Source organism: Pseudomonas sp. GW822-FHT03F04, from assembly GCF_058801405.1.
The window spans coordinates 26910-53284 of sequence record NZ_JBXANF010000016.1 but is presented as its reverse complement, the minus strand read 5'-3'; the positions used below and the strand labels follow the sequence as shown (position 1 = coordinate 53284).

Here is a 26375-nt window from a genome sequence, read left to right as displayed (position 1 = left end):
CTTTAATTAAATGAATTTTTTTTAAAAAGGATTTGACGACCTGCAGGTCGCTCTATACTATTCGTCGCACTTGTCGGGCACAGCCTAGCACTGGTTAAGAAGGTTGAGCGGAATCAAGGTTCTGCGAGACTGGAAAGCACTTAGTTTGTAGTCCTCCAAGGGTACAGCTAACAAGGCGCCCGTAGCTCAGCTGGATAGAGCATCCGCCTTCTAAGCGGATGGTCGCAGGTTCGAGTCCTGCCGGGTGCGCCATTAGGCAGCTTTGGCACAAGTAACGCGATATGGTGGGCGTAGCTCAGTTGGGTAGAGCACGGGATTGTGACTCCCGTTGTCGTGGGTTCGATCCCCATCGTCCACCCCATATTTCGAAAGGCGCCAGATGTAATAGTCTGGCGCCTTTGCTTTAAAAAGCTTCATCCGCGGATGTGGTGGAATTGGTAGACACACTGGATTTAGGTTCCAGCGCCGCGAGGCGTAAGAGTTCGAGTCTCTTCATCCGCACCAATCAAAGCTTCATTCATGCCGTTGGTAGGGTGAAGTTCTACAAAGAAGTTGTTTGGCTTCTTTGGCACGCAATATGGTGGGCGTAGCTCAGTTGGTAGAGCACGGGATTGTGACTCCCGTTGTCGTGGGTTCGATCCCCATCGTCCACCCCATATTTCGAAAGGCGCCAGACTTAACAGTCTGGCGCCTTTTTTGTTTTACGGTTTCGAGTATTTCGGCGACTGCCGGTTTCGGGTCGCAGGGCAGGGCGCTTCGTCGTATTAATGTTGCTCGATGATGCTGCGCTGCCCGCCGACCTTGCTTGCGAGGTTGGCTGTCAGGGAGATGATTCAACCGCCTCTATATATAGAAGAGGTTGGCGCAGAGCCCTGGCTTGATTGGCTGTATTTGCTAACAGGGCGAGGCGCAACCGTTTGTCCCCGCCTTCAAATTGCCTGCTGTTTTCTTACCCGTTTTCAGTAGGGTGACTTCTTGAGTTTGACCCACTAGAATGCATGCCCTTGATTCTTGGGTCGGAAACGGCCGGCTAACGTCTGTGCAACGAGGAATATCCATGCAAGTTTCTGTTGAAAATACTACTGCTCTTGAGCGCCGCATGAGCATCACCGTGCCGGCTGAGCGCATCGAGACTCAGGTCAACAAGCGTCTGCAGCAGACTGCCCAAAAGGCCAAGATTGCTGGCTTCCGTCCAGGCAAAGTGCCAATGAGCGAAATCAAGCGCCGTTTCGGTGCTGATGCGCGCCAGGAAGCGATCGGCGACGTGATCCAGTCCTCCTTCTACGAAGCTGTGGTTGAGCAGAAGCTGAACCCGGCCGGTTCGCCGTCGATCGAGCCTAAGTCGCTCGAAGCTGGCAAGGACCTGGAATACGTAGCCGTATTCGAAGTGTTCCCAGAGTTCACCGTTGCCGGCTTCGAAGGCATCACCGTCGAGCGTCTGAGCGCTGACGTGGCTGACGCCGATCTGGACAAGATGCTGGACATCCTGCGCAAGCAGAACACCCGTTTCGAAGTGGCCGATCGCGCTGCCCAGAACGAAGACCAACTGAACATCGATTTCGTTGGCAAGGTTGACGGCGAAGTATTCGCTGGCGGTTCCGCCAAGGGCACTCAGCTGGTGCTGGGTTCCGGCCGCATGATCCCAGGCTTCGAAGAAGGCCTGGTCGGCGCTAAAGCTGGCGAAGAGCGCGTTCTGAACCTGACCTTCCCAGAGGACTATCAGAACCTGGACCTGGCTGGCAAAACCGCCGAGTTCACCGTGACCGTCAACACCGTTTCCGAGCCAAAACTGCCAGAGCTGAACGAAGAGTTCTTCGCCCAGTTCGGTATCAAGGAAAGCGGCATCGACGGCTTCCGCACCGAAGTTCGCAAGAACATGGAGCGTGAACTGCGTCAGGCGATCAAATCCAAGGTCAAGAATCAGGTAATGGACGGTCTGCTGGCCACCAACCCGATCGAAGTGCCAAAGGCTCTGCTGTCCAACGAAGTTGACCGTCTGCGCGTGCAGGCTGTTCAGCAGTTCGGCGGCAACATCAAGCCTGACCAACTGCCGGCCGAGCTGTTCGAAGAACAAGCCAAGCGCCGCGTTGTGCTGGGTCTGATCGTGGCTGAAGTGGTCAAGCAATTCGACCTGAAGCCAGACGAAGCCCGCGTTCGCGAAATGATCCAGGAAATGGCTTCGGCTTACCAAGAGCCTGAGCAGGTTGTGTCCTGGTACTACAAGAACGAGCAGCAACTGAACGAAGTCCGTTCGGTTGTGCTGGAAGAACAAGTTGTGGATACTGTTCTGCAGAAAGCCAGTGTGACCGACAAATCGGTCTCTTACGAAGAAGCGGTCAAGCCGGTAGAAGCTCCAAAAGCCGACTGATTGTTTTTGCGTTAGAAGCACACACCATAAGCCAGCTTTCGAGCTGGCTTATGCGTATTCAAGACATAACTATTTGGGAGTGACTGCAGAGCATGTTCCGAAATTCGTATATTCAGCAGAACTCTGATATCCAGGCCGCCGGCGGCCTGGTCCCGATGGTTGTCGAGCAGTCCGCTCGTGGCGAGCGCGCCTATGACATTTATTCGCGTCTTCTGAAGGAGCGAGTGATCTTTCTGGTGGGTCCTGTAGAGGACTACATGGCCAACCTGATTTGCGCGCAATTGCTGTTCCTTGAAGCGGAAAACCCGGACAAGGACATCCATCTTTATATCAACTCCCCGGGCGGTTCGGTGACTGCGGGCATGTCGATCTACGACACCATGCAATTCATCAAGCCAAACGTGTCGACCACCTGCATCGGCCAGGCGTGCAGCATGGGCGCATTCCTGCTGACCGCAGGTGCTCCAGGCAAGCGCTTCTGCCTGCCAAACTCGCGTGTGATGATTCACCAGCCACTGGGCGGTTTCCAGGGCCAGGCGTCGGATATCGAAATCCACGCCAAGGAAATCCTTTTCATCCGCGAGCGTCTCAACACGCTGATGGCCAAGCACAGCGGTCGCACTCTGGAAGAAATCGAGCGCGATACCAACCGCGACAACTTCATGAGTGCAGAAGCTGCGAAGGAATATGGCTTGATCGACGAAGTGATCAACCAGCGTCCAGCTTAAAATAAGCAGCTCGAAATAGGCCTGGTCGGCTGGTCCGATCAGTGGCGGGCTTGAAAAAGCCCGCAATAGCCTTCATCTTGTGTTGCAAGCCTATCGGATTTGGATCGAACGAATGACTGACACCCGCAACGGCGAGGACAACGGCAAGCTGCTCTATTGCTCCTTCTGTGGCAAAAGCCAGCATGAAGTGCGCAAATTGATTGCCGGCCCCTCGGTCTTTATCTGCGACGAGTGCGTCGACCTGTGCAATGACATCATCCGTGAGGAGGTGCAGGAAGCACAGGCCGAAAGCAGCGCGCATAAATTGCCTTCGCCTAAAGAAATCAGCGGCATCCTTGACCAGTACGTAATCGGTCAGGAGCGTGCAAAGAAGGTTCTGGCGGTAGCGGTGTACAACCACTACAAGCGTCTGAACCAGCGTGACAAAAAGGCTGACGACGTCGAACTCGGCAAGAGCAACATCCTGCTGATCGGCCCGACAGGCTCCGGTAAAACCCTGCTGGCCGAAACTTTGGCCCGCTTGCTGAACGTTCCGTTCACCATCGCCGACGCAACCACCCTCACCGAGGCGGGTTATGTGGGTGAAGACGTCGAGAACATCATTCAGAAGCTGCTGCAGAAGTGCGATTACGACGTGGAAAAGGCCCAGATGGGCATTGTCTACATCGATGAAATCGACAAGATTTCGCGCAAGTCCGACAACCCGTCGATCACCCGGGACGTTTCCGGTGAAGGCGTGCAGCAGGCCTTGCTCAAGTTGATCGAAGGCACGGTCGCTTCCGTTCCGCCGCAAGGTGGTCGCAAGCATCCGCAGCAGGAGTTCCTGCAGGTTGACACCCGTAACATCCTGTTCATCTGCGGTGGTGCGTTCTCCGGTCTGGAGAAAGTGATTCAAAACCGTTCCACCAAAGGTGGCATCGGTTTCAACGCAGAAGTACGCAGCAAGGAAGAAGGCAAGAAAGTCGGTGAATCCCTGCGTGAAGTCGAGCCTGACGATCTGGTCAAGTTCGGTCTGATCCCGGAATTCGTCGGTCGTCTGCCGGTCCTCGCAACGCTGGACGAGCTGGATGAGGCTGCGTTGATGCAGATTCTCACCGAGCCGAAAAATGCCCTGACCAAACAGTACGCCAAGCTGTTCGAGATGGAAGGCGTGGATCTGGAATTCCGTTCCGACGCGCTGAAATCGGTCGCCAAACGTGCCCTGGAACGTAAAACCGGTGCCCGTGGCCTGCGTTCGATTCTCGAAGGTGTGCTGCTCGACACGATGTATGAAATCCCCTCGCAGTCCGAGGTGAGCAAAGTCGTGATCGATGAAAGCGTGATCGAAGGCAAGTCCAAGCCACTGTATATCTACGAAAACAGTGAGCCGGCTGCCAAGGCAGCGCCGGACGCCTAAGCGTCCAGTCTGCTGGAATAAAGAAGGGGCCTTCGGGCCTCTTTTTTTTTAAGAAATTTTAACGTCCTCATAGCGCTTGTTTTTTTTGGAAGCAGCCCCCATCTTGGTTTCAAGCTTAATTCCATCTGATTACGGCCATATGGCCGCCGTAGAGGCGAAATCATGAAGACCACCATCGAATTGCCTCTCCTGCCATTGCGTGATGTCGTTGTGTATCCGCACATGGTTATCCCGCTGTTCGTGGGGCGCGAGAAATCCATCGAAGCCCTCGAGGCCGCGATGACGGGCGACAAGCAGATCCTGCTGCTGGCCCAGAGAAACCCGGCTGACGATGATCCCGGAGAAGACGCTCTGTATCGCGTTGGCACCATCGCCACCGTTCTGCAACTGCTCAAGCTGCCTGACGGCACCGTCAAGGTTCTGGTCGAGGGCGAGCAGCGTGGCGCTGTCGAGCGTTTCAGCGAAGTCGACGGCCATTGCCGCGCCGAAGTGTCGCTGATCGATGAAGTCGACGCCGCCGAGCGCGAATCCGAAGTCTTCGTGCGCACGCTGCTGTCGCAGTTCGAACAATATGTTCAGTTGGGCAAGAAAGTCCCGGCTGAAGTCCTGTCGTCGCTCAACAGCATCGATGAGCCTGGCCGTCTGGTAGACACCATGGCCGCGCACATGGCGCTGAAGATCGAGCAGAAGCAGGAAATCCTCGAAATCATCGAGCTGCCGGCCCGCGTCGAGCACGTCCTGGCCTTGCTGGATGCTGAAATCGATCTGCTGCAGGTCGAAAAACGCATCCGTGGCCGCGTCAAGAAGCAAATGGAGCGCAGTCAGCGCGAGTACTACCTGAATGAGCAGATGAAGGCCATTCAGAAAGAGCTCGGCGACAGCGACGAAGGCCACAACGAAATCGAAGACCTGAAAAAGCGTATCGATGCCGCTGGCCTGCCGAAAGATGCGCTGGCCAAGGCCACTGCCGAGCTGAACAAACTCAAGCAGATGTCGCCGATGTCGGCTGAAGCCACCGTCGTGCGTTCCTACATCGACTGGCTGGTGCAGGTGCCGTGGAAGGCTCAGAGCAAGGTGCGTCTGGACCTGGCTCGTGCCGAAGACATTCTCGATGCCGATCACTACGGCCTCGAAGAGGTCAAGGAGCGCATCCTTGAATACCTCGCTGTGCAGAAGCGCGTGAAGAAGATTCGTGGCCCGGTGTTGTGCCTGGTCGGTCCTCCGGGTGTGGGTAAAACCTCGCTGGCGGAGTCGATTGCCCACGCCACCAACCGTAAATTCGTGCGCATGGCCCTCGGCGGCGTGCGGGACGAAGCGGAAATCCGTGGCCATCGTCGGACTTACATCGGTTCGATGCCAGGAAGATTGATTCAAAAGATGACAAAGGTGGGCGTCCGCAACCCGCTGTTCCTGCTCGATGAAATCGACAAGATGGGCAGCGATATGCGTGGCGATCCGGCGTCGGCGTTGCTGGAAGTGCTCGATCCGGAGCAGAACCACAACTTCAACGATCACTATCTGGAAGTCGATTACGACCTGTCGGATGTGATGTTCCTGTGCACCTCGAACTCGATGAACATTCCGCCGGCGCTGCTCGACCGGATGGAAGTGATCCGTCTGCCGGGCTACACCGAAGACGAAAAGATCAACATCGCCGTCAAGTACCTGTCGCCAAAGCAGATTGCAGCTAACGGCCTGAAGAAAGGCGAGCTGGAATTCGACGAGGAAGCGATCCGCGACATCATCCGTTACTACACCCGTGAAGCCGGTGTGCGTGGCCTCGAGCGGCAGATTGCCAAGGTCTGCCGCAAGGCAGTGAAAGAGCATGCACTGGAAAAACGCTTCTCGGTGAAAGTGACAGCTGATCTGCTGGAACACTTCCTCGGTGTCCGCAAATTCCGCTACGGTCTGGCCGAGCAACAGGATCAGATCGGTCAGGTGACCGGCCTGGCCTGGACTCAGGTCGGCGGCGAACTGCTGACCATCGAAGCCGCTGTCGTACCGGGTAAAGGTCAACTGATCAAGACCGGTTCGCTGGGTGACGTAATGGTCGAATCGATCACTGCGGCCCTGACCGTGGTGCGCAGCCGTGCCAAGAGCCTGGGCATTCCCCTGGACTTCCACGAGAAGCGCGACACGCACATTCACATGCCGGAAGGGGCTACGCCGAAAGACGGTCCTAGCGCCGGTGTAGGCATGTGTACTGCGCTGGTGTCGGCTTTGACGGGTATTCCTGTGCGTGCCGATGTCGCCATGACCGGCGAGATCACCCTGCGTGGTCAAGTCCTCGCCATTGGTGGTCTGAAGGAAAAACTGCTGGCCGCTCACCGTGGCGGAATCAAGACAGTGATTATTCCGGAAGAGAACGTGCGCGATCTGAAGGAGATTCCTGACAATATCAAGCAGGATCTGCAGATCAAACCGGTTAAATGGATTGACGAGGTCCTGCAAATTGCGCTGCAATACGCGCCGGAGCCCTTGCCGGATGTGGCTCCGGAGATAGTTGCCAAGGACGAAAAACGTGAGTCTGACTCTAAGGAAAGAATTAGCACGCATTAATACGCTTTTGCCTGGGGGGCTTCCTTGACAGCTTTTTAGAGCCCTTGTTATAAAGCGGCTCTTAAGTGTCTGTAGGCCATTCAGCACTCGTTTTTGCTTTCACCAAAAAACTTAGAATCATACTCAAATAGATATAAGGGGACTTAGAGTGAACAAGTCGGAACTGATTGATGCTATCGCTGCATCCGCTGATATCCCGAAAGCTGCTGCTGGCCGTGCGCTGGACGCTGTAATCGAATCCGTCACTGGCGCTCTCAAGGCTGGCGACTCCGTAGTTCTGGTTGGTTTCGGTACTTTCTCCGTAACTGATCGTCCAGCTCGCGTTGGTCGTAACCCACAGACCGGCAAGACTCTGGAAATCGCTGCTGCCAAAAAGCCAGGTTTCAAAGCCGGTAAAGCCCTGAAAGAAGCCGTCAACTAAGTTTGATTCAGGTTTTTACCCATCCGGGTCGGGGTCATGCCTGACTTGGCAGCGGAGCGGTAGAGCAGGCGGTTTGGAATAATTGCCTGCTACACCGGGATCGAGGGTTCGAGCCCTGTCCGCTCCGCCAGTTACGAGAAGGCGCATCCTCGGATGCGCCTTTCTTCTATCCGGATTCTACCCACGCTCCACGGTTGCCTAATTTTTGAAGTTCAACCGTTTCTGGGGGACGCATGCTGCAGAATATCAGGGACAATTCACAAGGCTGGATTGCCAAGACCATTATCGGGGTCATCGTTGCACTGATGGCTCTGACCGGTTTCGACGCCATTTTCAAGGCCACGACTCACACCAACGAGGCGGCCAAGGTCAATGGTGAAGAAATCAGCCAGAACGAGCTGAGCCAGGCCGTTGACATGCAACGCCGTCAGCTGATGCAACAGCTGGGCAAGGACTTCGATGCTTCCTTGCTCGACGAAAAAATGCTGCGCGAGTCGGCCCTCAAGGGTCTGATCGATCGCAAGCTGCTGCTGCAAGGCGCAGAAAAATCGAAGTTCGCTTTCTCCGAAGCGGCGCTGGACCAAGTGATCCTGCAAACACCTGAATTCCAGGTTGACGGCAAGTTCAGTTCCGACCGTTTCGACCAGGTGATCCGTCAGTTGGGCTACAGCCGCATGCAATTTCGCCAGATGCTGGCTCAGGAAATGCTGATCGGCCAACTGCGCGCCGGTGTGGCGGGCAGCGGTTTCGTGACTGACGCTCAAGTGCTGGCCTTCGCCCGTCTGGAAAAACAGACCCGTGACTTCGCCTCGCTGAGCATCAAGGCTGACCCGGCGGCAGTGAAGCTGACCGACGATGAGGTCAAGGCTTACTACGACGAACATGCCAAGGAATTCATGACCCCGGATCAGGTGGTCATCGATTACCTCGAGCTGAAGAAGGCTTCTTTCTTCGACCAGGTCGCCGTCAAGGACGAAGACCTGCAGGCGGCGTATCAGAAAGAGATCGCCAACCTGTCGGAACAGCGTCGTGCGGCGCATATTCTGATCGAAGTGAACGACAAGGCCACCGAGGCTCAGGCCAAGGCGAAGATCGAAGACATTCAGGCACGCCTGGCCAAGGGTGAGAAGTTCGAAGCGCTGGCCAAGGAGTTCTCGCAGGATCCGGGGTCGGCCAACAATGGCGGCGACCTGGGTTATGCCGGTCCTGGCGTTTACGATCCGGCTTTCGAAAAAGCCCTGTATTCGTTGAACAAGGATCAAGTGTCCGAGCCGGTTCGCACCGACTTCGGTTTCCACCTGATCAAGCTGCTGGGCGTCGAAGCACCGGAAGTTCCGACTTTCGCCAGCCTGAAAGACAAGTTGACCCGCGAGCTGAAAACCCAGCAGGTCGAGCAACGTTTCGTCGAGGCGACCAAGCAACTGGAAGACTCTTCGTTCGAATCGTCTGACCTGGCTCAGCCGGCGCAGGATCTGAAACTGACCGTGCACACCTCCAAGCCGTTCGGCCGTGAAGGTGGCGAAGGTGTTGCAGCCAACCGCGCCGTGGTGACTGCAGCGTTCAGCACCGAAGTACTGGAAGAGGGTGCCAACAGCACCGCCATCGAGCTGGATCCGGAAACCGTGATCGTGCTGCGCGCCAAGGAGCACCTCAAGCCTGCGCAACTGCCGCTGGAAGCCGTGGCGACTGCCATTCGCACCCAGTTGGCCAAAGAGCACGCCAGCGCTGCTGCCAAGACCAAGGCCGAGCAACTGATCGCCGGTCTGCGTGATGGCAAGACCCCGTTGGACAAGGCCATCGACGGTCAGAACTGGAAAGTGACCCAGGCGGCCACCCGCGCCCAGGAAGGTGTTGATCCCGCCGTGCTGCAAGCACTGTTCCGCATGCCGAAACCGGCAGGCAAGGACAAGCCGACTTTCAGCAGCGTGACACTGCCTGATGGCAGCCTGACCATCGTGCGCCTGAACGCTGTGAACGAAGCCGCTGCGCCGACCGATGAAGAGAAAGCGCAATACCGTCGCTTCCTCGCCTCGCGTGAAGGCCAGCAGGACTTCGCGGCGTACCGCAAGCAGTTGGAAAGCGAAGCGGACATCAAGCGTTTCTGATGCCTGACTGAGCGACAAAAAATGAGCCCCGGATGAACATTCGGGGCTTTTTTTTGCCTATCAATCACTGGGTGACAGGATTTTCATCGACCATTGGCCGGTTTGCCTTTTTCCCTGCACCCATGACCGGTAGAGTTGTAACTGTTTTAAGACACTAATCCGTACGCCGCGGGGCAGCGATATGTTGCACAATACGCCCCGGACCGTTTTTCCCTCAGGATGTTTAATGTTGAATTCTATTCCCGTGCGTTTCATCGGGTTGGCGTTGTTGCTGACCGCCGCTGCCGGCTGCTCCAAGGACAAGCCTATCTACGAGCATGAGAACTTCGACGACTCCGGCACCTTTTCGCGCAATTACCCGGTCACCGACACCGCCAGTTGCGAAGCGGCTCGCCGGGCGTTGCTCAGCCAAGGCTACATCATCACCAGCAGCGACCCGAAACTGGTCAGCGGACACAAGAGTTTCCAGCAGACCGGTGAAACCCACCTGGAGATCAGCTTCAACGTCGTGTGTGCCGATGATGGTAGCGCTGGCCACCACGCCACGGTATTCGCCAACGCCTTGCAGGATCGCTACGCGCTGAAGAAGACCAACAACTCGGCCAGCCTGGGGGTTGGCGTGCTGGGCTCGGTGTCGATGCCGATCGGCTCCTCTGACGACTCGATGGTCAAGGTGGCCAGCGAAACCGTGTCCTCGCAGAAATTCTACGAGCGCTTCTTCACCCTGGTGGAGCTGTTCCTGCCGGCAGATGCGAAGAAAGCTGCGCACATCACCGAGAAGCCGAAGGCCGATCTGGGCGTGCCGGAACCCAAGGCCGCGCCGGCCGCATTGGCTCCGACGCCAGCGGCTGAACCGACTCCGGCCCCAGCCCCGGCCGCCGCACCTGCTGCGACACCGGCCCCCGCAGAGCCGGCTCCGGTCAGTTCAGAGCCGGTCGTTCCACCGGCTGAAGCAGCACCGATCACCCCGGCACCAGGTTCGGAGCTGGTTCCAGTAGCAGCGCCGGCAACGGAAGTCATCACGCCTCCGGCCAATCCGACGGATCTGCCGCCGCCGTCCGAGCCGATTCCGGCAATGCCAACCGGGCATTGATCGGTTGCGGGGGCGACGCAACGTCGCTCCCGCTTCGATTTCTGTGTGATCTGAAATGTCGGTTCACACATTCTGAAAATATCCCCGCGATAAATCCCTGACCGCCTGCTACGTTTATTTCATGAAGGCTGCGTTTCATTTTTCCTTCATACGGGCACTTTATGCTCGAGGCACTGGTCATTTGCTCCAGGCCATTTCAGCAAAGCAGTTAGGGGGATTACACGATGGATGACTATCAAGAAGAACTGCTCGAATTCCAGGCCTACGAACTGGATTCACCGGAGCCTGCGGAAGACGCCACCGAGCTCTGACGCTTCAACCGGTCTTGCGGTGACTGCGGCGAAACTCGCCCGGCGTCTGGCCGTTCCAGCGCTTGAAGGCGCGCTGGAAAGCTTCGGCCGAGGCAAAACCCAGCAGGTAGGCGATTTCACCGAATGCCAGTTCAGTGTCACGGATGTAGGTCATCGCCAGATCACGGCGAGTGTCGTTGAGGATCGCGCGAAACTGCGTGCCTTCTTCGGCCAGTTTTCGCCGTAACGTCCAGGTCGGCAGCTTCAGGCGCGCCGCCACTTCTTCCAGGTCGGGTTCACGGCCACCATTGAGCAACGGTCCTAGCAATTGCGTGATGCGTTCGCGCAGGCTGCGGGTTCGCGTCAATTGTTCCAGCTCCCGTTCACACAGTTGCAGCAGATGCTTCCAGGTGCTGGGGCAATGCTCCGGGTTGCGTGCGGCCAGGCTGGTGAGGCTCAGACGCAGCTGATTGTGCTCGGCGCCGAACTGGATCGGGCAGTCGCCGAGTGCGGCGTAGGCGTCGCGATAATCCGGGGTGTCGAATTCGATCTCGATCCGTTCGGCGCGCAGCGGTTCGGGGCTGACGCTGGACAACTGATGCAGCCAGCCGGCGATGATCGAATCCACCACAAAGCGGTTGTAGGCGTTGTACGGGCTGATCGAGTAGAAGCGCAGCCAGGCTCCGCTGGCATCCTCGTGGAAACTCGACTGGCCGCGATAATTGGAACCGTACAACGGTTCGAAGCGCGTCAGGCAGCGGGCGGCTTCGCGCACGGTCGGTGCCTGCGCTGCGGTGACGCCGGCCAATCCCGCCTGGCTCAGGCGACTGAGCTGGCCCATGCGCAAACCGAGTGCCGGATCGCCGGTCAACTGGATCGCGCCATGGCCCAGGCGCATGTAGCGCGGGATCGACAGGCGTGCCCCGGCCTCGGCCAGCCGTGCTGCGTCGAGGCCGTATTGTTCGAGCAGCGGTTGCGGGTCGGCGTCATGGCTGCGCACGGCATCAGCGAGGCTATGGACGAAGCCCACTGACAGATCCCCGAGACGCATCGGCAGCGGCTTCATGGTTTACAACCAGAGGTTCAGCAAGCGCGCGCCACGGGCTTCACCGTCGGCGAACTGCTGGCCGTTGCTGCTGAGGAAGCTCTGCCCGGAGCTTGGCTTGTCCCAGAACTGCCCGCGCAGGAACACGCTCATGCCGGCAATCGCCCGGCTGCCCGGTGGTTGTGCCGTCAGGGTCAAGCGGTGCCAGGCCTGGCCTTCGCTGACCTCTCCCGGTTTGAGGCTGACCGAGTCTGGTGCGTTCAAGCCTCTGTAGCCCTGCCAGGGCAGATCCCACACGCCATGACCGATGACGAACGCGGGCACCGCGATCAGTTGCGCGCCTTGCTCGTCGAGCCTGCGATAGTTGTCCGGGTACCAGCTGTCGTTGCCGATCAGCACGCCGAGGCGCCCGGCCGGAGTTTCGATCACATTGATCCGGGAGACATCGTTGGAGGGTGTCGTGTCATCCTGATCGAAGATCGGGCGCATCTGCCGCTGTGGCTGACCGAGCGGGGCGCCGTCACGACCGAACACCACGCTGGTGTTGTACAGCGCGCCACTGCCGACCTTGAGCCGGCCGTCGATGATGTTCGGTTCCGGCAGCACGATCGAGCCGGCCACCAGGGTGATGTGGAATTCCTTGGCCAGACCGCCGAACAGCAACTGATAGTCCTTGGCCATGTCTCGGGATTTCATCCGCAAGTGGGCGTCATCCAGACGGCTGCTGCCCCTGGCGGTGAGCCAGGCGCGGGCGAATTGCAACGGGTTGCTGGCGGCCAGCCAGTTCATCGCTTCGGCGAGGGTGGGGGCCTGGTACAGCTCGTCTTTCTCGCCGCTGATCATCAGCCAGGTGCCAACATGCTCGGGCAGCACCACGATGGTTTTTTCATTGAGCAAACCCTGATCCTGAGCCTGCTGCAAATAAGCGGCGAGCTTGCGGTGCAGGCGTTCGGAGCTTTGATAGTCGGTCGGGAACAGTTCCGGCTGAATCCCCAGCAGGTTGCCACGGTCGGCTCGGGTACCCTGATCGACCGCCAGTTTGATCCGCAGGTCCGACAGGTAATGACCGGCCGGGCGGTCAGCCGCCCACATGGCGTAGAAGGTAAGCGCGGCGACAAGCGCCATGGAAAAGGTCAGGTACAAAAGTTTGCGCATGAAATCCAACAACAGCCGGGTACAGGGTGTGCGACTAGGGTAGGGCCCATGCCTGCGCTTGCCAAGGGGCGCTGCGCATTTGGATCAATAACTTGTCAGTTACGGTCATTGAGTGACAGCGATGCGACTCTTAGTCTGTCGAACATGACTGACGGGGGACGCAGAGCTCCCGCATTTTCCGTGATCGCTCGCTGTGGAGTTACCGATGACCGCCACTTACCCGCACCTACTGGCCCCGCTGGACCTGGGATTCACCACGCTGCGCAACCGCACCCTGATGGGCTCGATGCACACCGGCCTTGAAGAGAAGCCGGGTGGTTTCGAACGCATGGCGGCGTACTTTGCCGAGCGCGCCCGTGGCGGCGTTGGCCTTATGGTGACCGGCGGTATCGGCCCGAACGACGAGGGCGGCGTGTACTCCGGCGCAGCCAAGCTGACCACCGAGGAAGAAGCGCTCAAGCACCGCATCGTCACCCGCGCCGTGCATGAGGCGGGCGGCAAGATCTGCATGCAGATCCTCCACGCCGGCCGTTATGCCTACAGCCCGAAACAGGTCGCCCCGAGCGCCATTCAAGCGCCAATCAACCCGTTCAAGCCCAAAGAGCTGGACGAGGAAGGTATCGAGAAACAGATCAGCGATTTCGTCACCTGCTCGGTACTGGCCCAGACCGCCGAGTACGACGGCGTGGAAATCATGGGTTCCGAAGGCTACTTCATCAACCAGTTCCTCGCGGCCCACACCAACCACCGTACCGACCGCTGGGGCGGCAGCTACGAAAACCGCATGCGCCTGCCGGTGGAAATCGTTCGTCGGGTGCGTGAAGCGGTCGGCCCGAACTTCATCATCATCTTCCGTCTGTCGATGCTCGACCTGGTCGAAGGCGGCAGCACCTGGGAAGAGATCGTCACCCTGGCCAAAGCCATCGAGCAGGCCGGCGCGACCATCATCAACACCGGTATCGGCTGGCACGAAGCGCGGATTCCGACCATCGCCACCAAAGTGCCGCGGGCGGCGTTCAGCAAGGTCACGGCCAAGCTGCGGGGTTCGGTGAGCATTCCGCTGATCACCACCAACCGCATCAACACCCCGGAAGTCGCCGAGCAGATCCTGGCCGAAGGCGATGCCGACATGGTGTCGATGGCGCGTCCGTTCCTCGCCGACCCGGACTTCGTCAACAAGGCCGCCGAAGGCCGCGCCGACGAAATCAACACCTGCATCGGCTGCAACCAGGCCTGCCTCGATCACACTTTCGGTGGCAAGCTCACCAGTTGCCTGGTCAACCCGCGTGCCTGCCACGAGACCGAGCTCAATTACCTGCCGGTCAAGCAGATCAAGAAGATTGCCGTGGTCGGTGCCGGCCCTGCCGGTCTGTCTGCCGCCACTGTTGCCGCTGAGCGCGGGCATCAGGTGACCTTGTTCGATTCGGCCAGTGAAATCGGCGGTCAGTTCAACGTCGCCAAGCGTGTGCCGGGCAAGGAAGAGTTCTACGAAACCCTGCGCTACTTCAAACGCAAGTTGCAGACCACCAACGTCGAGGTGTGCCTGAACACCCGAGTCGATGTGGCGAAACTGGTAGAGGGCGGTTACGACGAAGTCATCCTGGCGACCGGTATTGCACCGCGCCTGCCGGCGATTCCGGGCGTCGAGAATGCCAAAGTGCTGAGCTATCTGGATGTGCTGCTCGAGCGCAAACCGGTCGGCAAGCGGGTGGCGGTGATCGGCGCCGGCGGTATCGGTTTCGACGTGTCGGAATTCCTCGTCCATGAAGGCGTGGCCACCAGTCAGGATCGCGCTGCGTTCTGGAAAGAGTGGGGCATCGACACCCACCTCGAGGCTCGTGGTGGTGTGGCCGGGATCAAGGCTGCACCGCATGCCCCGGCCCGTGACGTGTTCCTGCTGCAACGCAAGAAATCCAAGGTCGGCGACGGTCTGGGCAAGACCACCGGCTGGATTCACCGTACCGGTCTGAAGAACAAGCAGGTGCAGATGCTCAACAGCGTCGAGTACCTGAAGATCGACGACGAAGGCCTGCACATCCGCATCGGTGAAACCGGCGAGCCGCAAGTGCTGCCGGTGGACAACATCGTCATCTGCGCTGGCCAGGATCCGCTGCGCGAGCTGCAAGAAGGGCTGGTGGCAGCCGGGCAGAACGTGCACCTGATCGGCGGCGCCGATGTGGCGGCCGAGCTGGATGCCAAGCGTGCGATCAATCAGGGTTCGCGTCTGGCCGCCGAGCTCTGATCCACCCTAGAATGCCGGCTCTTTGCACAGAGCCGGCCTTCATGTTTCTGCCTCCCACCGACTGGCTGGCCCCAGCCCCTCTCGAACCCCTTCATCTGGACTGGCTCACTGCCGCCGGCATTGAAGTCGCGATTCTGCGTCTGGACCGGATCGATCCGCTGATCAGCGGCAACAAGTGGTTCAAACTCGTCGAACACCTCAAAGCCGCCGACCGTGCGGGCGCCGAAGGCATCATCAGCCTGGGCGGTGCGCACTCCAATCATCTGCATGCACTGGCTGCTGCGGGCAAGCGCTTGGGATTCGCAACGGTCGGTTTGCTGCGCGGGCATCCGCAGGACACGCCGACGGTCAGGGATCTGCAGGACTTTGACATGCAGTTGCACTGGCTCGGTTTTGGTGGCTACCGGGCACGGCATGAGCCGGGGTTCTGGCAGCCGTGGCTGGCGCAATATCCGACGCTGCATCCTGTGCCCGAAGGTGGCGGTGGTTTGCCGGGTGCGCAGGGTTGCGCATCACTCAAGGATCAGGTCAGTGAGCAACTGGGCAAGCTCGGTTGGGACGACCATGACGGTTGGTGGCTGGCGTGCGGTACTGGCACCACGCTTGCGGGGTTGGTGCTGGCGGAAGCCGGTGAACATCTGGTGTATGGCGCGATGGCCGTGCCCGACGATCACGGTGTCGCGGCCAACGTCGAAGCGATTGTCGGTGACATCGCAGGCTACGAACTGATCGACGCCAGCCGTGGCGGTTTCGCCAAAGTCGATGCGCCGTTGCTTGAGTTCATCGCACAGACTGAGCTGGCCAGCGGCATTCCCCTCGAACCGCTGTACACCGGCAAGGCCTTGCTGGCGCTCAAACAGCAGATCGAGGCGGGCCGCTTTGCCCGTGGAACGCGACTGATCTTCGTCCACACCGGCGGCTTGCAGGGCCGGCGTGGATTCGATGGCTAAACCTGGTTGCGCTTGGGCATCATCCGCAGCAGTGTGTTATCGCCTACCACGTAATGGTGATACAGCCCCGCCAGCGCGTGCAGGCCGATCAGCCAGTAGCCGATGTTGCCGATCAACACGTGCCAGTGTTCAACCTGCTTGGCGAAGGCTTTGTCCTCTTGCACCAGCAACGGCAGGTCGAAACCGTAGAACATCACTTGATGACCTTCGGCGCTGGTAATCAGCCAGCCAAGGATCGGCATGCTGATCATGAACAGGTACAGCGCCCAGTGCATCAGTCGGGCCAGTGCGGTCTGCCATTGCGGTGAAGCCGGGAAGATTTTCGGTGCCGGGCCGATGCTGCGGGCCAGCAGGCGAAACCACACCAGCACGAACACGGTCAGGCCGAGCATGTAATGCGCTTCACGGATCAGCGAGCGGCCACCACTGCCCTTGGGAAAGATGCCTCGCAATTCCATGCTGGCATACACCAGCACCAACAACACCAGCATCAACCAGTGCAACAGGACTGACACGGTGCTGTAGCGTGATTCGGAACTTGTCCACGGCATACGGTATTTCCTCACGGATCAGGGTCGAAACGTGCCGTTCTTGAGCGACGGCATGCTTTAACTGTAATCCGCTTTGGCCGATTTGCGCGTGTCTAAAAACTCTTTCATTGCGCGAAATCAGGGGTTTGCCCATAAAAAAACGCCAGTGTCGCGCAGACACTGGCGTTTCTGTTTGCCGCAGGCTGCGTTATCAGCTGCTTTGCGGCATTTCACCGTTGGCCAGACGCTTGTTGATGTCGGCGATCACTTCCGGCAGATCGGTGATGGTGTCGATCATGTAGTGCGGACGCGAACCTTCGAACAGCGCGTGAATGCGCTTGCGTTCGCTGGCCAGCGCGTCGCTGCCCAGTGCGCGGTAGCCTTCGTAATCCAGGCCCAAAGCGTTGCCGGAGCAGATCAGCGCCACGGTCCACATCCCGGCGCGACGACCTTCAAGAATCCCCGGCACGGTGTCGTCGATTTTCACGCAGGCGGCGACATCGTCGATGCCCAGCGCAATCACGTTGGCCAGCGCTTGAGCAGGCCATGGGCGGCCGTTCGGCACTTCGTCGGTGGCCACGACGTGGTCGGCGATGTAGCCGTTGCTGGCGGCCAGTGCCACGACCTTGTCCATCACTTGCTTCGGATAACCGGAGCAGGAGCCGATCTTGATCCCTTGCTGACGCAGGTTGGCGATGGTCTCCAGTGCGCCGGGGATCAGCGCCGAGTGCTCGGCGATTTTTTCGATCTGCAGCGGCATGAAACGGTTGTAGATCGCGGTCACGTCGTCATCGGTCGGGGTGCGGCCGAACGCCTTGCGATAGCGCTCGGCAACCTGCGGCTGATCGCACAGGGTGCGGATGTGATCCCACTTGCCCATGCCCATCGGGCCGCGAGCTTCTTCGATGGACACCTGGACGTCGAATTCGGCGAAGGCTTCGACGAAGATCTGGGTCGGTGCGAAAGAACCGAAATCGACCACGGTGCCGGCCCAGTCGAGGATGGCGGCTTGCAGTTTGCTTGGGTTGTTGTAGTTCATGGCGATCAAATTCCTGAGTGGGCAATGCAATTCAAATGGGGGAGCGGGCCGGGTGAGTCAGATGTCGAGCACTTCCATCTCGCGCAGCACTTCACCGACTGCCGAGACGGCTTCACGCATCTGCGCCGGGGTGACGTGGCCGATGCAGCCGACGCGGAAGGTTTCGACCTGGGTCAGCTTGCCGGGGTAGAGGATGTATCCCTTGGCCTTGACCCGTTCGTAGAAGTCCTTGAACTGGTAGCGCGGATCCTTTGGCGCATCGAACGTGGCGATGATCGGTGCCTGGATGGCGGCGGGCAGGAAGCTGCGCAAGCCGAGTTTGCCCATCTCCTCCATCAGCGCCTGGCAGTTGGCGGCGTAACGCGCATGCCGTGCCGGCAGGCCGCCTTCTTCGTTGTATTGCAGCAGGGCTTCGTGCAGCGCCGCGACCACGTGGGTCGGCGGGGTGAAGCGCCATTGGCCGGTCTTCTTCATGTAGCTGTGCTGGTCGAACAGGTCCATCGCCAGCGAATGGGAGTTGCCGGCGGCAGCGGCCAGGGATTCCTTGCGGGCAAACACGAAGCCCATGCCCGGCACGCCTTCCAGGCATTTGCCGGAAGCGGCGATCAGTGCATCGAACGGGACTTTTTGCGCATCCACCGGCAAGGCGCCGAACGAGCTCATGGCATCAATGATCAGGCGTTTGCCGTGTTGCTCGACGACCTGAGCGATCTCCGGCAGTGGATTGAGGATGCCGGTGCTGGTTTCGCAGTGGATCAGCGCGACGTGGGTGATGTCGCTGTCGGCGCGCAGCAGGCGGTCGACGTCGGCGGCGGTGGTTGGTTCGTCTTCAGCGGTTTCAAAGGTGCTGAACGAGCGGCCCAGCACTTCGCAGATTTTCGCCAGACGCTTGCCGTAGGCGCCGTTGATCAGCACCAGCACCTTGCCGTCGCGGGGGACGAGGGTGCCGATCGCGGCTTCGACGGCGAAGGTGCCGCTGCCCTGCAAAGGCACACAGTGGTGGCTGTCGGCGCCGTTGAGGATGGCCAGCAGTTGCTCGCACAGGCTGGCGGTCAATTGGTTGAAGCGGTCATCCCATGAACCCCAGTCGACCATCATCGCCTGGCGGGTGCGGGCCGAGGTGGTCAACGGGCCGGGAGTGAGCAGGATGGGTGCGGCAGTACTCATTCGTGTGTCCTCGCGATAGCGCTGTGGGATGAAGCTACGGGGCATACGTTGCAATTCGGCGGATCATCAATCAAATTGTTTGTTGTTATGCCAGCCATCAGTGAGGGTTATTCATGAACCTGTTCCAGCTTCGCGCCTTCGACGCCGTGGCCCGGGAAGGCAGCTTCACCCGTGCCGCCGCACGCCTGTTCATCAGCCAGCCGGCGGTCACCGGGCACATCAAGGCGCTGGAGGAGCATTACCAGATCACGCTGTTGCGACGGACGGCACGCCGGGTCGAGCTGACCGAGGAGGGCACCAAACTGGCGGCGATCACCCGGGCGATGTTCGGCATGGCCGAAGAGGCCCAGGCGCTGCTTGAAGCCAACCGGCAGTTGCTCACCGGGCGACTTGAGGTGGCGGCGGACGGTCCGCACATGGTCATGCCGATGCTCGCCAGCCTGCGGGCACGGTACCCCGGGATCACGGTGAACCTGCGGTTGGGCAACGCTCAGGAAACGTTGGCGGCGTTGTTGTCCGAACATGCGGACGTGGCGGTGCTGACCGAAGTCGAGCCGCGCAAGGGCCTGCATCTGCAAGCGCTGAGCGAATCGCGGATCTGCGCATTGGTGCCGGCCGGGCATCCGTGGGCGGAACGCAGTGGCGAAGTCAGGCTCAAGGAGCTGGATCAGGTGATCATGGTCTTGCGCGAGCCGAGTTCGATTACCCGACGCACCTTCGATCAGGCCTGTGCGCAGGCGTCGGTCAATCCACGGGTGTTGCTGGAACTGGACAGCCGTGAGGCGGTGACGGAAGCGGTGGCGGCTGAATTGGGGGTTGGCGTGGTGTCATCGGTTGAAGTCAGCCATGACCCGCGGGTGGTGGCGATTCCGATTGCCGGCGAGGGGCTGGTCAATCGGCACATGATCGGCTGCGTGGAGCGGCGGCGGGAGTTGCGCTTGATTCAGGCGTTTTTCGGATTGGCGCCGGTCTGAACAAGACTCTCGCGCACCATCTCGAGAAACGTCGCCACCACCCGACGCGAACTCTGCTCCCGCAGGCACACCAATGTCTCGGTCAAGCGCCGGGTGCAATCGGTGATCGGCAGCGCACAGACCCGTGAGTCCGCACCAAACTCCGCCGCCGACACCACGCCCACGCCAATTCCCACGACCACCGCTTCCCGCGCAGCTTCCCGGCCTTCGACCTGGATCGCCGGGCGGATGCGGAACCCGGCGCGGGCCATTTCTTCTTCCAGGGTCTGGCGGGTCACCGAGCCGTGTTCGCGCAGCACCAGCGGCGTGTCGTCGAGATCTTCCAGGCAGATCGATTCACGCTCGGCCCACGGATGATGGCGCGAGACGAACGCCACCATCGGATCGTTGCGCAGCGGCACGCACAGCAGGCGTTCATCGCTGACATCGCGCCCGAGCAGCGCCAGATCGGCTTGATAGTTGAACAGGCGAAACAGCGATTCATCGGTGTTGCCGGTTTCGATCTTCACGCTGATCCCCGGGTAGCGCTCGCAGAACCGGGCGATCTGCGGCAACACATGCACCGGCGCATCCACCGCCAGAATCAGGCTGCCGGTCTGCAGGGCCTGGGATTCCTGCAACAACTCCTGGGCTTCGGCCTCGACCACGAACAGGCGCTGGGTGATTGCCAGGAGGCGTTCGCCCAGATCCGTCAGGCGCACCGAGCGTTTGTTGCGATGGAACAGCAACACGCCGAAGCGTTCTTCCAACTTGCGCACTTGATCGGAAATCGCCGGTTGCGTCAGATAAAGCCGCTCGGCGGCCTTGGTGAAGCTTCCGTGCACGGCCACGGCGTGAAAGGCTTTGAGCTGGGCGTGGGAAACAGACATCGCAGACTCCATTAACAAGCTGAGCTTATGTGTGAAATACGATAAATCGATTTTATTTATTAAACAGTAATTGCTTTGATCGGCTCACGCCAACGCTGACTGCCCGGTCGGGCAGCGACGCTGGCCATGAGCCTGTGCGTGCAACACCAGGACTCATCTGACCGGTATCGCCGAAGGGACGGGGTGATATCGCAGTGCTCAACAATAAAAAACACAGGCGTTTACTCATCGATTCTGCCGGCACACTCACACCCTGAGGTCAGAACCACAATGAACAAGCACATCGGCACCCTTGCGCGTTGGCGCATGCAGATCTTCGCTGTTACCTGGCTCGCTTACGCCGCGTTCTATTTCACCCGCAAAGCCTTTTCGGTGGCCAAACTGGGCATCGCCGAAGACCCCACCTTCATGCTCGACAAAATGGCCATGGCCAACCTCGACGCGATTTACCTGGCGGCCTACGCCATTGGCCAGTTCACCTGGGGCATGCTCGCCGACCGCTTTGGTCCAAGGGTCGTGGTGCTCGGTGGGTTGCTGATTTCCGCTGCGGCGGCGTTGGTGATGGGCAGTTTTGCGACCTTGCCGATCTTCGCCACCTGCATGTTGATTCAGGGCCTGGCGCAGTCCACCGGTTGGTCGGGGTTGTGCAAGAACCTCGGCAGTTTTTTCCCTTCGGAACAGCGCGGGCGAGTGCTCGGGTTGTGGAGTTCCTGCTACGCCTTTGGTGGATTGGTGGCGTCGCCGTTCGCCGGTTGGTGGGCGTACACGCTGGTCGGCACCTGGCACGCGGCGTTCATTTCCAGTGCGGCGGTGGTCGCGGCGGTGGCGGTGTTGTTCTTCATCTTTCAGCGCAACAAACCGGAAGATGTCGGCCTGCCGGCGGTGGAACCGGAGCCGGTCATCAGTGCCGAGGAAACCGAAGCGAACAGCAAACTCAGCGTCTGGGAACCGCTCAAGGAAATCCTCCGTAACCGCACGGTGCTGGTGCTGGGACTGGCGTACTTTCTGCTGAAACCGGCGCGCTACGCGATTCTGTTGTGGGGCCCGGTGATCGTCTTCGAGCAGATGCCCACCGTGGGCAAGGTCGGCGCAGCGATCATTCCGACCTCGTTTGAACTGGCAGGTCTTTTAGGTCCGATCATGATCGGCATGGCCTCGGACAAACTGTTCGGCGCCCGACGCATGCCGGCCTGCGTACTGAGCCTGCTGGCGCTGACCGTAACCCTGGCGCTGTTCATGGGCGCCTTGCACACCGGCAGCGTGATGCTGGTGGTGGCGCTGCTGTTCGTGATGGGCCTGACCCTGTACGGCCCGGACTCGATGATCAGCGGCGCGGCCGCGATCGATTTCGGCAAGGCCAAGGCCGGCGCCACCGCCGCCGGATTCGTCAACGGCTGCGGCTCGGTCGGTGCGGTGCTCGGTGGTTTGCTGCCGGGCTACTTCGATTCGGTGACGGTGTTCATCGTGTTCGCCGGTTGTGCGCTGTTCTCGGCGCTGGTGCTGATTCCACACTGGAACAGCCGCCCGGTCGGCGTCATGGAACCGCGTGCCTACGTGCCCAATCGGGCCCTGACGATCAAACCCCTGCGTAACTGAACAATCCCTGCCTCGCGGCCTGCTGCGGCATTCGCGGCAGGCTGTGCCGTGGCCGACTGACTGGAGAATTTTCATGAGACCGTTTTGGCTGGAGCAGGCCTTGCAACTCGATTCGTCCGAACCGTGCCCGCCGCTGCAAGGCGAAGTGCGCACCGGCGTGTGCATCGTTGGCGGCGGTTATACCGGGTTGTGGACGGCGATCATGCTCAAGCAACAGACCCCGGAACTCGATGTGCTGCTGATCGAGGCCGACATCTGCGGTGCCGGCGCCAGTGGGCGCAATGGCGGTTGTGCGCTGTCGTGGTCGGCGAAGTATTTCACCCTCGAGCGGTTGTTCGGTGTCGAAGAGGCGGTACGGCTGGTCAAGGAGTCCGAACGCAGCATCCACGCCATCGGCGAGTTCTGCGAGCAGTACGGCGTCGATGCCGATTACCGGTTGGACGGTACGCTTTACACCGCCACCAACCGGGCGCAATGCGGTTCGACCGACGCGGTGATTGCGGCGCTTGAGCGCAACGGCATCAACTCCTTTACCCAACGTCCGGTCGCTGATGTTCAGCGCATGGCCGGTTCGGACAAGCATCTGGAAGGCTGGTTCTCGCCGGCCGCCGCGAGTGTGCAGCCGGGCAAACTGGTGCGTGGGTTGCGGCGAGTAGCATTGCAACTGGGCGTAAAAATCCACGAAAACACTGCAATGACGGGACTGGAGGAAGGGCGTCCGGCGCGTCTCCAGACGGCCAGCGGCAGTGTGGTCGCCGACCGCGTGGTGCTGGCGATGAATGCCTGGATGGCCCGTGCATTCCCGCAGTTCGAACGCAGCGTGGCGATTGTCTCCAGCGACATGCTGATCACCGAGCCGCGCCCGGAGCTGTTGCAGGAAATCGGCTTGACCAGCGGCGTGACCGTGCTTGATTCGCGGATTTTCGTTCACTACTACCACAACACCCCGGACGGACGGATCATGCTCGGCAAAGGCGGCAACACCTTCGCTTACGGCGGGCGGATGCTGCCGGTGTTTGATCAACCATCGCCTTACGCCGGGTTGCTCAAGCGCAGCCTCGACGATTTTTTCCCGGCCTTCGCCGATGTGAAGGTCGACGCAACGTGGAATGGCCCGTCGGATCGTTCGGTCACCGGCCTGCCGTTTTTCGGCCAGATGAGTGCCAGCGGCAACGTGTTCTACGGGTTCGGATACTCCGGCAGCGGCGTCGGGCCGTGCCACATGGGCGGGCAGATTCTCGCCTCGCTGGTGCAAGGCCTCGACAATCCGTGGACGCGTTCGCCGCTGGTCAACGGGCCGTTGGGTTACTTTCCGCCTGAGCCTATCCGCTATCTCGGTTCGCTGATGGTGCGCAACGCCATTCGCCGCAAGGAGCGCGCCGAGGATCACGGGCGGCGACCTCGGCACCTCGATGTACGCCTGGCGAAATTCGCCGCCGCCGCCGGCAAGGCTGACAAGGGTTGAACGTCAGGACGAAGGCGGGGTGCGATTGAGCAGCCAGTCGAGCAACAGGCCGTTGTCGTGCGGTTCCGGGGTTTTGCGCGCCGGGCGAGGCTGGCTGATGTCCAGGCACAGGATCGGTCGATCCGGATCGCTGTCGAGAAAACTCACCCACACCTCGCTGCCGGCACGCGGCAGCGCTTCCCTGGCGATCCGGCCGCCCGCACCGACCATGGCAATCGCCAGCCATAACCCGTCACCGTCGGCGTTCCGTGCCAGCGCGGGCCATAAACGGATGGCGATTCGGCCCAGATCGTCCAGCTGCGGCGGTTGCCCGGGCGAGCCCAACACTTGCGCCGGGTGATAGCCCGGAATGCTCGGGCGCGGTTGCCGCAGCGGCGGGCGATACTCCGTCGACCAGGGCTGTGCAGTGAAATCGTTGTGATAACGGCGGGGCGTGGACATCGGCTCGAGAATCGACGGCTGCTGCCCCTGATGGCGCAATTCGGTGATCAGCCACTGCTCGTTGAACGCACCCACAGGATGATCCGTAACCTGCAACAGATGGCCACTGAGCAATTGCGTGCAATCGCTGCGACCCTGAATGCAGCGGTATTGGCAGCGCTGGCGTTCCAGCTGTCGACGGCTGCGTTGATCGGCGTGGCGTTGCCCTGAGGGCGGGAATCCTCGCAGGGGGATGACGCCTGTCACCGCGTGATTGGCCGCTTCATCTTCGTTGAATGGCTGCCCGCGCTCACGGACGGTGGGTGACACCTGCGCCGTGACGGCGTCGTGACGCAGGAATAGCGTGCTGAGGGCGGGGGATCGCGCCTCGTTCTCTGGATTGAAGGGCACGGGTATCGGGGGCTGCGGCAGGTTCAGGCTGTCATCGGCGAACACCACGACATGGCCATCCGGCCGGTGCTCGAAGTGATAGTGGATGCCTTCTTCCTCGCACAGTCGATGCAACAGTGCGAGGTCGGTCTCGTCGTACTGGATGCAGAACGCACGCGGCGGATAGTGTCCCACCGTCAGGTCGAGCCGGTAACCGTGTGCGGGCAGGCGATGTTCGGTGAGCAGTCGTTCGAGAATGTCCGGCACGCTCAACCGGGTGAACACCCGGCGCCTGGGCTGCTGCTCCAACCTCTGCAGGTGCGGTACCAGCACCACTTGGTAACCGATCCGATGGGCACCGCGATGTTCGCAACTGGCGCTGTGAAGGGTGCCGTGAAGGCCATGACCTTCACTCAACTGCAGGAAGGCCGACCGATGCAACAGGGTGGCGGGGGCGAGGGCCGGGGCCAGGCCAAGGACTTCTATCTCGAAACGATAGGGCCGGTTCAGGCCTTCGTGGCCGCTGAAACGCAGTACCGGCAGGCACAGGCCACCCTCGATGAGAGTCAGCGTGAAGGGACTTTCCTTGTCATTGAGCATTCGGACGGGCTCTGTCGGGTCATACGGGCCACAGAGGGTACGAAACCGCAGTGCGAAATGGTCATGACAAACCGGTTTTTCAGAATCGCCCTACAAGGTGTGTAGAAGATGTCGACACGTGACGGAATTTTTGGTCGATTGCCGACTTTAGGCCGTATAAACTTGGCGCCACGCGTCGGCCAATAGATGTCTCGGCGCCACAGATCAAGAGAGTGAGTAATGGGCGCACAGTGGAAGGTTAAACACAAAGAAGCGGCAGCCAACGCCAAGGGCAAGATCTTCGGCAAACTGGTGAAAGAAATCACCATCGCTGCCCGCAACGGTGCCGATACCGCCACCAACGCACACCTGCGTCTGGTGGTCGAACAGGCCAAGAAAGCCTCGATGCCCAAGGAAACCCTGGACCGCGCGATCAAGAAAGGCGCGGGCCTGCTGGGTGAGACCGTTCAGTACCATCGCGTGACTTACGAAGGTTTCGCTCCGCACCAGGTTCCGTTGATCGTCGAGTGCGTCACCGACAACATCAACCGCACCGTGGCGGAAATCCGCGTGGCGTTCCGCAAGGGCCAACTGGGCGCTTCCGGTTCGGTCGCGTGGGACTTCAACCACGTCGGCATGATCGAAGCCTCGCCGGACACCCCGGATGCCGATCCGGAAATGGCCGCGATCGAAGCCGGTGCCCAGGACTTCGAGCCGGGCGAAGAGGGCGCGACCCTGTTCCTGACCGACCCGACCGACCTGGACTCGGTGCAGAAAGCCCTGCCTGAGCAAGGTTTCACCGTGCTGTCGGCCAAGCTGGGCTATCAGCCGAAGAACCCGGTCAGCGGCCTGAGCGACGAGCAGATGGCTGAAGTCGAAGCGTTCCTCGAAGGCCTCGACAACCACGACGACGTGCAGGACATGTTCGTCGGCCTGGCCGGCTGATCCGCGGCGTCAATGATGCCGCCATCGCGAGTTCGCTCGCGATGGCGGT

The 26375-nt window shown here is 60.1% G+C and carries 20 protein-coding genes and 4 tRNA genes; 17 read left to right on the top strand and 7 right to left on the bottom strand.

What is annotated here, in order from left to right:
• Positions 1-175: 175 nt before the first annotated feature.
• The 11 genes from AC1RMX_RS28540 to AC1RMX_RS28490 all read left to right on the top strand — a co-directional run bounded on the left by AC1RMX_RS28540 (position 176) and on the right by AC1RMX_RS28490 (position 10670).
• A tRNA-Arg gene (locus AC1RMX_RS28540) sits at positions 176-252 on the top strand.
• Between the two features lie 32 nt (positions 253-284).
• Positions 285-361 (top strand) — tRNA-His (locus tag AC1RMX_RS28535).
• A gap of 58 nt (positions 362-419) precedes the next feature.
• Positions 420-504 (top strand) — tRNA-Leu (locus tag AC1RMX_RS28530).
• Positions 505-580: 76 nt separating this feature from the next.
• A tRNA-His gene (locus tag AC1RMX_RS28525) sits at positions 581-656 on the top strand.
• A 401-nt stretch (positions 657-1057) separates the two neighbouring features.
• On the top strand, positions 1058-2368 hold the full coding sequence (tig, locus tag AC1RMX_RS28520) for a trigger factor (protein WP_011335037.1): 1311 nt from the start codon (positions 1058-1060) through the stop codon (positions 2366-2368).
• Between the two features lie 92 nt (positions 2369-2460).
• Positions 2461-3096: an ATP-dependent Clp endopeptidase proteolytic subunit ClpP gene (gene clpP / locus AC1RMX_RS28515; protein WP_007951559.1), complete on the top strand. Its 636-nt coding sequence runs from the start codon at positions 2461-2463 to the stop codon at positions 3094-3096.
• Positions 3097-3208: 112 nt separating this feature from the next.
• Positions 3209-4492 carry an ATP-dependent Clp protease ATP-binding subunit ClpX gene (gene clpX, locus AC1RMX_RS28510; RefSeq protein ID WP_007951558.1) on the top strand — a complete coding sequence of 428 codons (1284 nt, stop codon included), beginning with the start codon at positions 3209-3211 and terminating at the stop codon, positions 4490-4492.
• A 162-nt stretch (positions 4493-4654) separates the two neighbouring features.
• On the top strand, positions 4655-7051 hold the full coding sequence (lon, locus tag AC1RMX_RS28505; protein WP_096822335.1) for an endopeptidase La: 2397 nt from the start codon (positions 4655-4657) through the stop codon (positions 7049-7051).
• 148 nt (positions 7052-7199) lie between these two features.
• On the top strand, positions 7200-7472 hold the full coding sequence (locus AC1RMX_RS28500; protein ID WP_096822334.1) for an HU family DNA-binding protein: 273 nt from the start codon (positions 7200-7202) through the stop codon (positions 7470-7472).
• Positions 7473-7705: 233 nt separating this feature from the next.
• Positions 7706-9577, top strand: coding sequence for a SurA N-terminal domain-containing protein (locus tag AC1RMX_RS28495; RefSeq protein WP_493073794.1), 1872 nt, complete (start codon positions 7706-7708; stop codon positions 9575-9577).
• A gap of 226 nt (positions 9578-9803) precedes the next feature.
• On the top strand, positions 9804-10670 hold the full coding sequence (locus AC1RMX_RS28490) for a DUF2242 domain-containing protein (protein WP_493073793.1): 867 nt from the start codon (positions 9804-9806) through the stop codon (positions 10668-10670).
• A 315-nt stretch (positions 10671-10985) separates the two neighbouring features.
• On the opposite strand, the gene AC1RMX_RS28485 is transcribed toward AC1RMX_RS28490, so the two are convergent.
• Positions 10986-12026, bottom strand: coding sequence for an AraC family transcriptional regulator (locus AC1RMX_RS28485; RefSeq protein ID WP_493073791.1), 1041 nt, complete (start codon positions 12024-12026; stop codon positions 10986-10988).
• Positions 12027-12029: 3 nt separating this feature from the next.
• Positions 12030-13160: a nitrilase-related carbon-nitrogen hydrolase gene (locus AC1RMX_RS28480; protein WP_102621722.1), complete on the bottom strand. Its 1131-nt coding sequence runs from the start codon at positions 13158-13160 to the stop codon at positions 12030-12032.
• Between the two features lie 205 nt (positions 13161-13365).
• On the opposite strand from AC1RMX_RS28480, the gene AC1RMX_RS28475 reads away from it, so the two are divergent.
• Together AC1RMX_RS28475 and AC1RMX_RS28470 are read left to right on the top strand one after the other, a co-directional pair.
• The gene (locus AC1RMX_RS28475; RefSeq protein ID WP_096822329.1) at positions 13366-15402 is read left to right on the top strand and encodes an oxidoreductase; all 2037 of its coding nucleotides are present in this window, start codon (positions 13366-13368) and stop codon (positions 15400-15402) included.
• A gap of 41 nt (positions 15403-15443) precedes the next feature.
• Positions 15444-16352 carry a 1-aminocyclopropane-1-carboxylate deaminase/D-cysteine desulfhydrase gene (locus AC1RMX_RS28470; protein ID WP_493073790.1) on the top strand — a complete coding sequence of 303 codons (909 nt, stop codon included), beginning with the start codon at positions 15444-15446 and terminating at the stop codon, positions 16350-16352.
• Here the strand turns inward: AC1RMX_RS28470 and AC1RMX_RS28465 are convergent.
• The 3 genes from AC1RMX_RS28465 to AC1RMX_RS28455 form a co-directional block, all read right to left on the bottom strand.
• On the bottom strand, positions 16349-16903 hold the full coding sequence (locus AC1RMX_RS28465; protein WP_096822327.1) for a cytochrome b: 555 nt from the start codon (positions 16901-16903) through the stop codon (positions 16349-16351). The genes AC1RMX_RS28470 and AC1RMX_RS28465 overlap by 4 nt on opposite strands.
• A 190-nt stretch (positions 16904-17093) precedes the next feature.
• Positions 17094-17921: a phosphonoacetaldehyde hydrolase gene (phnX, locus tag AC1RMX_RS28460; protein ID WP_493065158.1), complete on the bottom strand. Its 828-nt coding sequence runs from the start codon at positions 17919-17921 to the stop codon at positions 17094-17096.
• Between the two features lie 57 nt (positions 17922-17978).
• Positions 17979-19088 (bottom strand): 2-aminoethylphosphonate--pyruvate transaminase, encoded by a 1110-nt coding sequence (locus AC1RMX_RS28455; RefSeq protein ID WP_493073788.1) that lies wholly within the window; start codon positions 19086-19088, stop codon positions 17979-17981.
• A gap of 113 nt (positions 19089-19201) precedes the next feature.
• Here AC1RMX_RS28455 and AC1RMX_RS28450 point away from each other — a divergent pair, with 113 nt between their 5' ends.
• Positions 19202-20062, top strand: a complete 861-nt coding sequence (locus tag AC1RMX_RS28450) for a LysR substrate-binding domain-containing protein (RefSeq protein ID WP_096822324.1) — start codon at positions 19202-19204, stop codon at positions 20060-20062.
• Here the strand turns inward: AC1RMX_RS28450 and AC1RMX_RS28445 are convergent.
• A complete protein-coding gene (locus AC1RMX_RS28445; protein ID WP_007951543.1) occupies positions 20032-20931 on the bottom strand; it encodes a LysR family transcriptional regulator in 900 nt (299 codons plus the stop codon). The two genes, AC1RMX_RS28450 and AC1RMX_RS28445, sit on opposite strands and share 31 nt — an antisense overlap.
• A gap of 270 nt (positions 20932-21201) precedes the next feature.
• Between AC1RMX_RS28445 and AC1RMX_RS28440 the strand changes: the two genes are divergently transcribed.
• Together AC1RMX_RS28440 and AC1RMX_RS28435 are read left to right on the top strand one after the other, a co-directional pair.
• A complete protein-coding gene (locus AC1RMX_RS28440) occupies positions 21202-22527 on the top strand; it encodes an MFS transporter (RefSeq protein ID WP_493073786.1) in 1326 nt (441 codons plus the stop codon).
• Positions 22528-22594: 67 nt separating this feature from the next.
• The gene (locus tag AC1RMX_RS28435) at positions 22595-23992 is read left to right on the top strand and encodes an FAD-dependent oxidoreductase (protein ID WP_493073826.1); all 1398 of its coding nucleotides are present in this window, start codon (positions 22595-22597) and stop codon (positions 23990-23992) included.
• A gap of 3 nt (positions 23993-23995) precedes the next feature.
• On the opposite strand, the gene AC1RMX_RS28430 is transcribed toward AC1RMX_RS28435, so the two are convergent.
• A complete protein-coding gene (locus tag AC1RMX_RS28430; protein WP_493073784.1) occupies positions 23996-25402 on the bottom strand; it encodes a type VI secretion system Vgr family protein in 1407 nt (468 codons plus the stop codon).
• A gap of 219 nt (positions 25403-25621) precedes the next feature.
• On the opposite strand from AC1RMX_RS28430, the gene AC1RMX_RS28425 reads away from it, so the two are divergent.
• Complete coding sequence (locus tag AC1RMX_RS28425; protein ID WP_007951538.1) at positions 25622-26326, top strand: YebC/PmpR family DNA-binding transcriptional regulator; 705 nt, start codon at positions 25622-25624, stop codon at positions 26324-26326.
• The last annotated feature ends 49 nt before the right edge of the window (positions 26327-26375 follow it).

Coding starts and splice junctions, on each gene's coding strand:
- tig (WP_011335037.1), top strand. CDS start 1,058: ATGCAAGTTTCTGTTGAAAATACTACTGCTCTTGAGCGCCGCATGAGC.
- clpP (WP_007951559.1), top strand. CDS start 2,461: ATGTTCCGAAATTCGTATATTCAGCAGAACTCTGATATCCAGGCCGCC.
- clpX (WP_007951558.1), top strand. CDS start 3,209: ATGACTGACACCCGCAACGGCGAGGACAACGGCAAGCTGCTCTATTGC.
- lon (WP_096822335.1), top strand. CDS start 4,655: ATGAAGACCACCATCGAATTGCCTCTCCTGCCATTGCGTGATGTCGTT.
- AC1RMX_RS28495 (WP_493073794.1), top strand. CDS start 7,706: ATGCTGCAGAATATCAGGGACAATTCACAAGGCTGGATTGCCAAGACC.
- AC1RMX_RS28490 (WP_493073793.1), top strand. CDS start 9,804: ATGTTGAATTCTATTCCCGTGCGTTTCATCGGGTTGGCGTTGTTGCTG.
- AC1RMX_RS28485 (WP_493073791.1), bottom strand. CDS start 12,026: ATGAAGCCGCTGCCGATGCGTCTCGGGGATCTGTCAGTGGGCTTCGTC.
- AC1RMX_RS28480 (WP_102621722.1), bottom strand. CDS start 13,160: ATGCGCAAACTTTTGTACCTGACCTTTTCCATGGCGCTTGTCGCCGCG.
- AC1RMX_RS28475 (WP_096822329.1), top strand. CDS start 13,366: ATGACCGCCACTTACCCGCACCTACTGGCCCCGCTGGACCTGGGATTC.
- AC1RMX_RS28470 (WP_493073790.1), top strand. CDS start 15,444: ATGTTTCTGCCTCCCACCGACTGGCTGGCCCCAGCCCCTCTCGAACCC.
- AC1RMX_RS28465 (WP_096822327.1), bottom strand. CDS start 16,903: ATGCCGTGGACAAGTTCCGAATCACGCTACAGCACCGTGTCAGTCCTG.
- phnX (WP_493065158.1), bottom strand. CDS start 17,921: ATGAACTACAACAACCCAAGCAAACTGCAAGCCGCCATCCTCGACTGG.
- AC1RMX_RS28455 (WP_493073788.1), bottom strand. CDS start 19,088: ATGAGTACTGCCGCACCCATCCTGCTCACTCCCGGCCCGTTGACCACC.
- AC1RMX_RS28450 (WP_096822324.1), top strand. CDS start 19,202: ATGAACCTGTTCCAGCTTCGCGCCTTCGACGCCGTGGCCCGGGAAGGC.
- AC1RMX_RS28445 (WP_007951543.1), bottom strand. CDS start 20,931: ATGTCTGTTTCCCACGCCCAGCTCAAAGCCTTTCACGCCGTGGCCGTG.
- AC1RMX_RS28440 (WP_493073786.1), top strand. CDS start 21,202: ATGAACAAGCACATCGGCACCCTTGCGCGTTGGCGCATGCAGATCTTC.
- AC1RMX_RS28430 (WP_493073784.1), bottom strand. CDS start 25,402: ATGCTCAATGACAAGGAAAGTCCCTTCACGCTGACTCTCATCGAGGGT.
- AC1RMX_RS28425 (WP_007951538.1), top strand. CDS start 25,622: ATGGGCGCACAGTGGAAGGTTAAACACAAAGAAGCGGCAGCCAACGCC.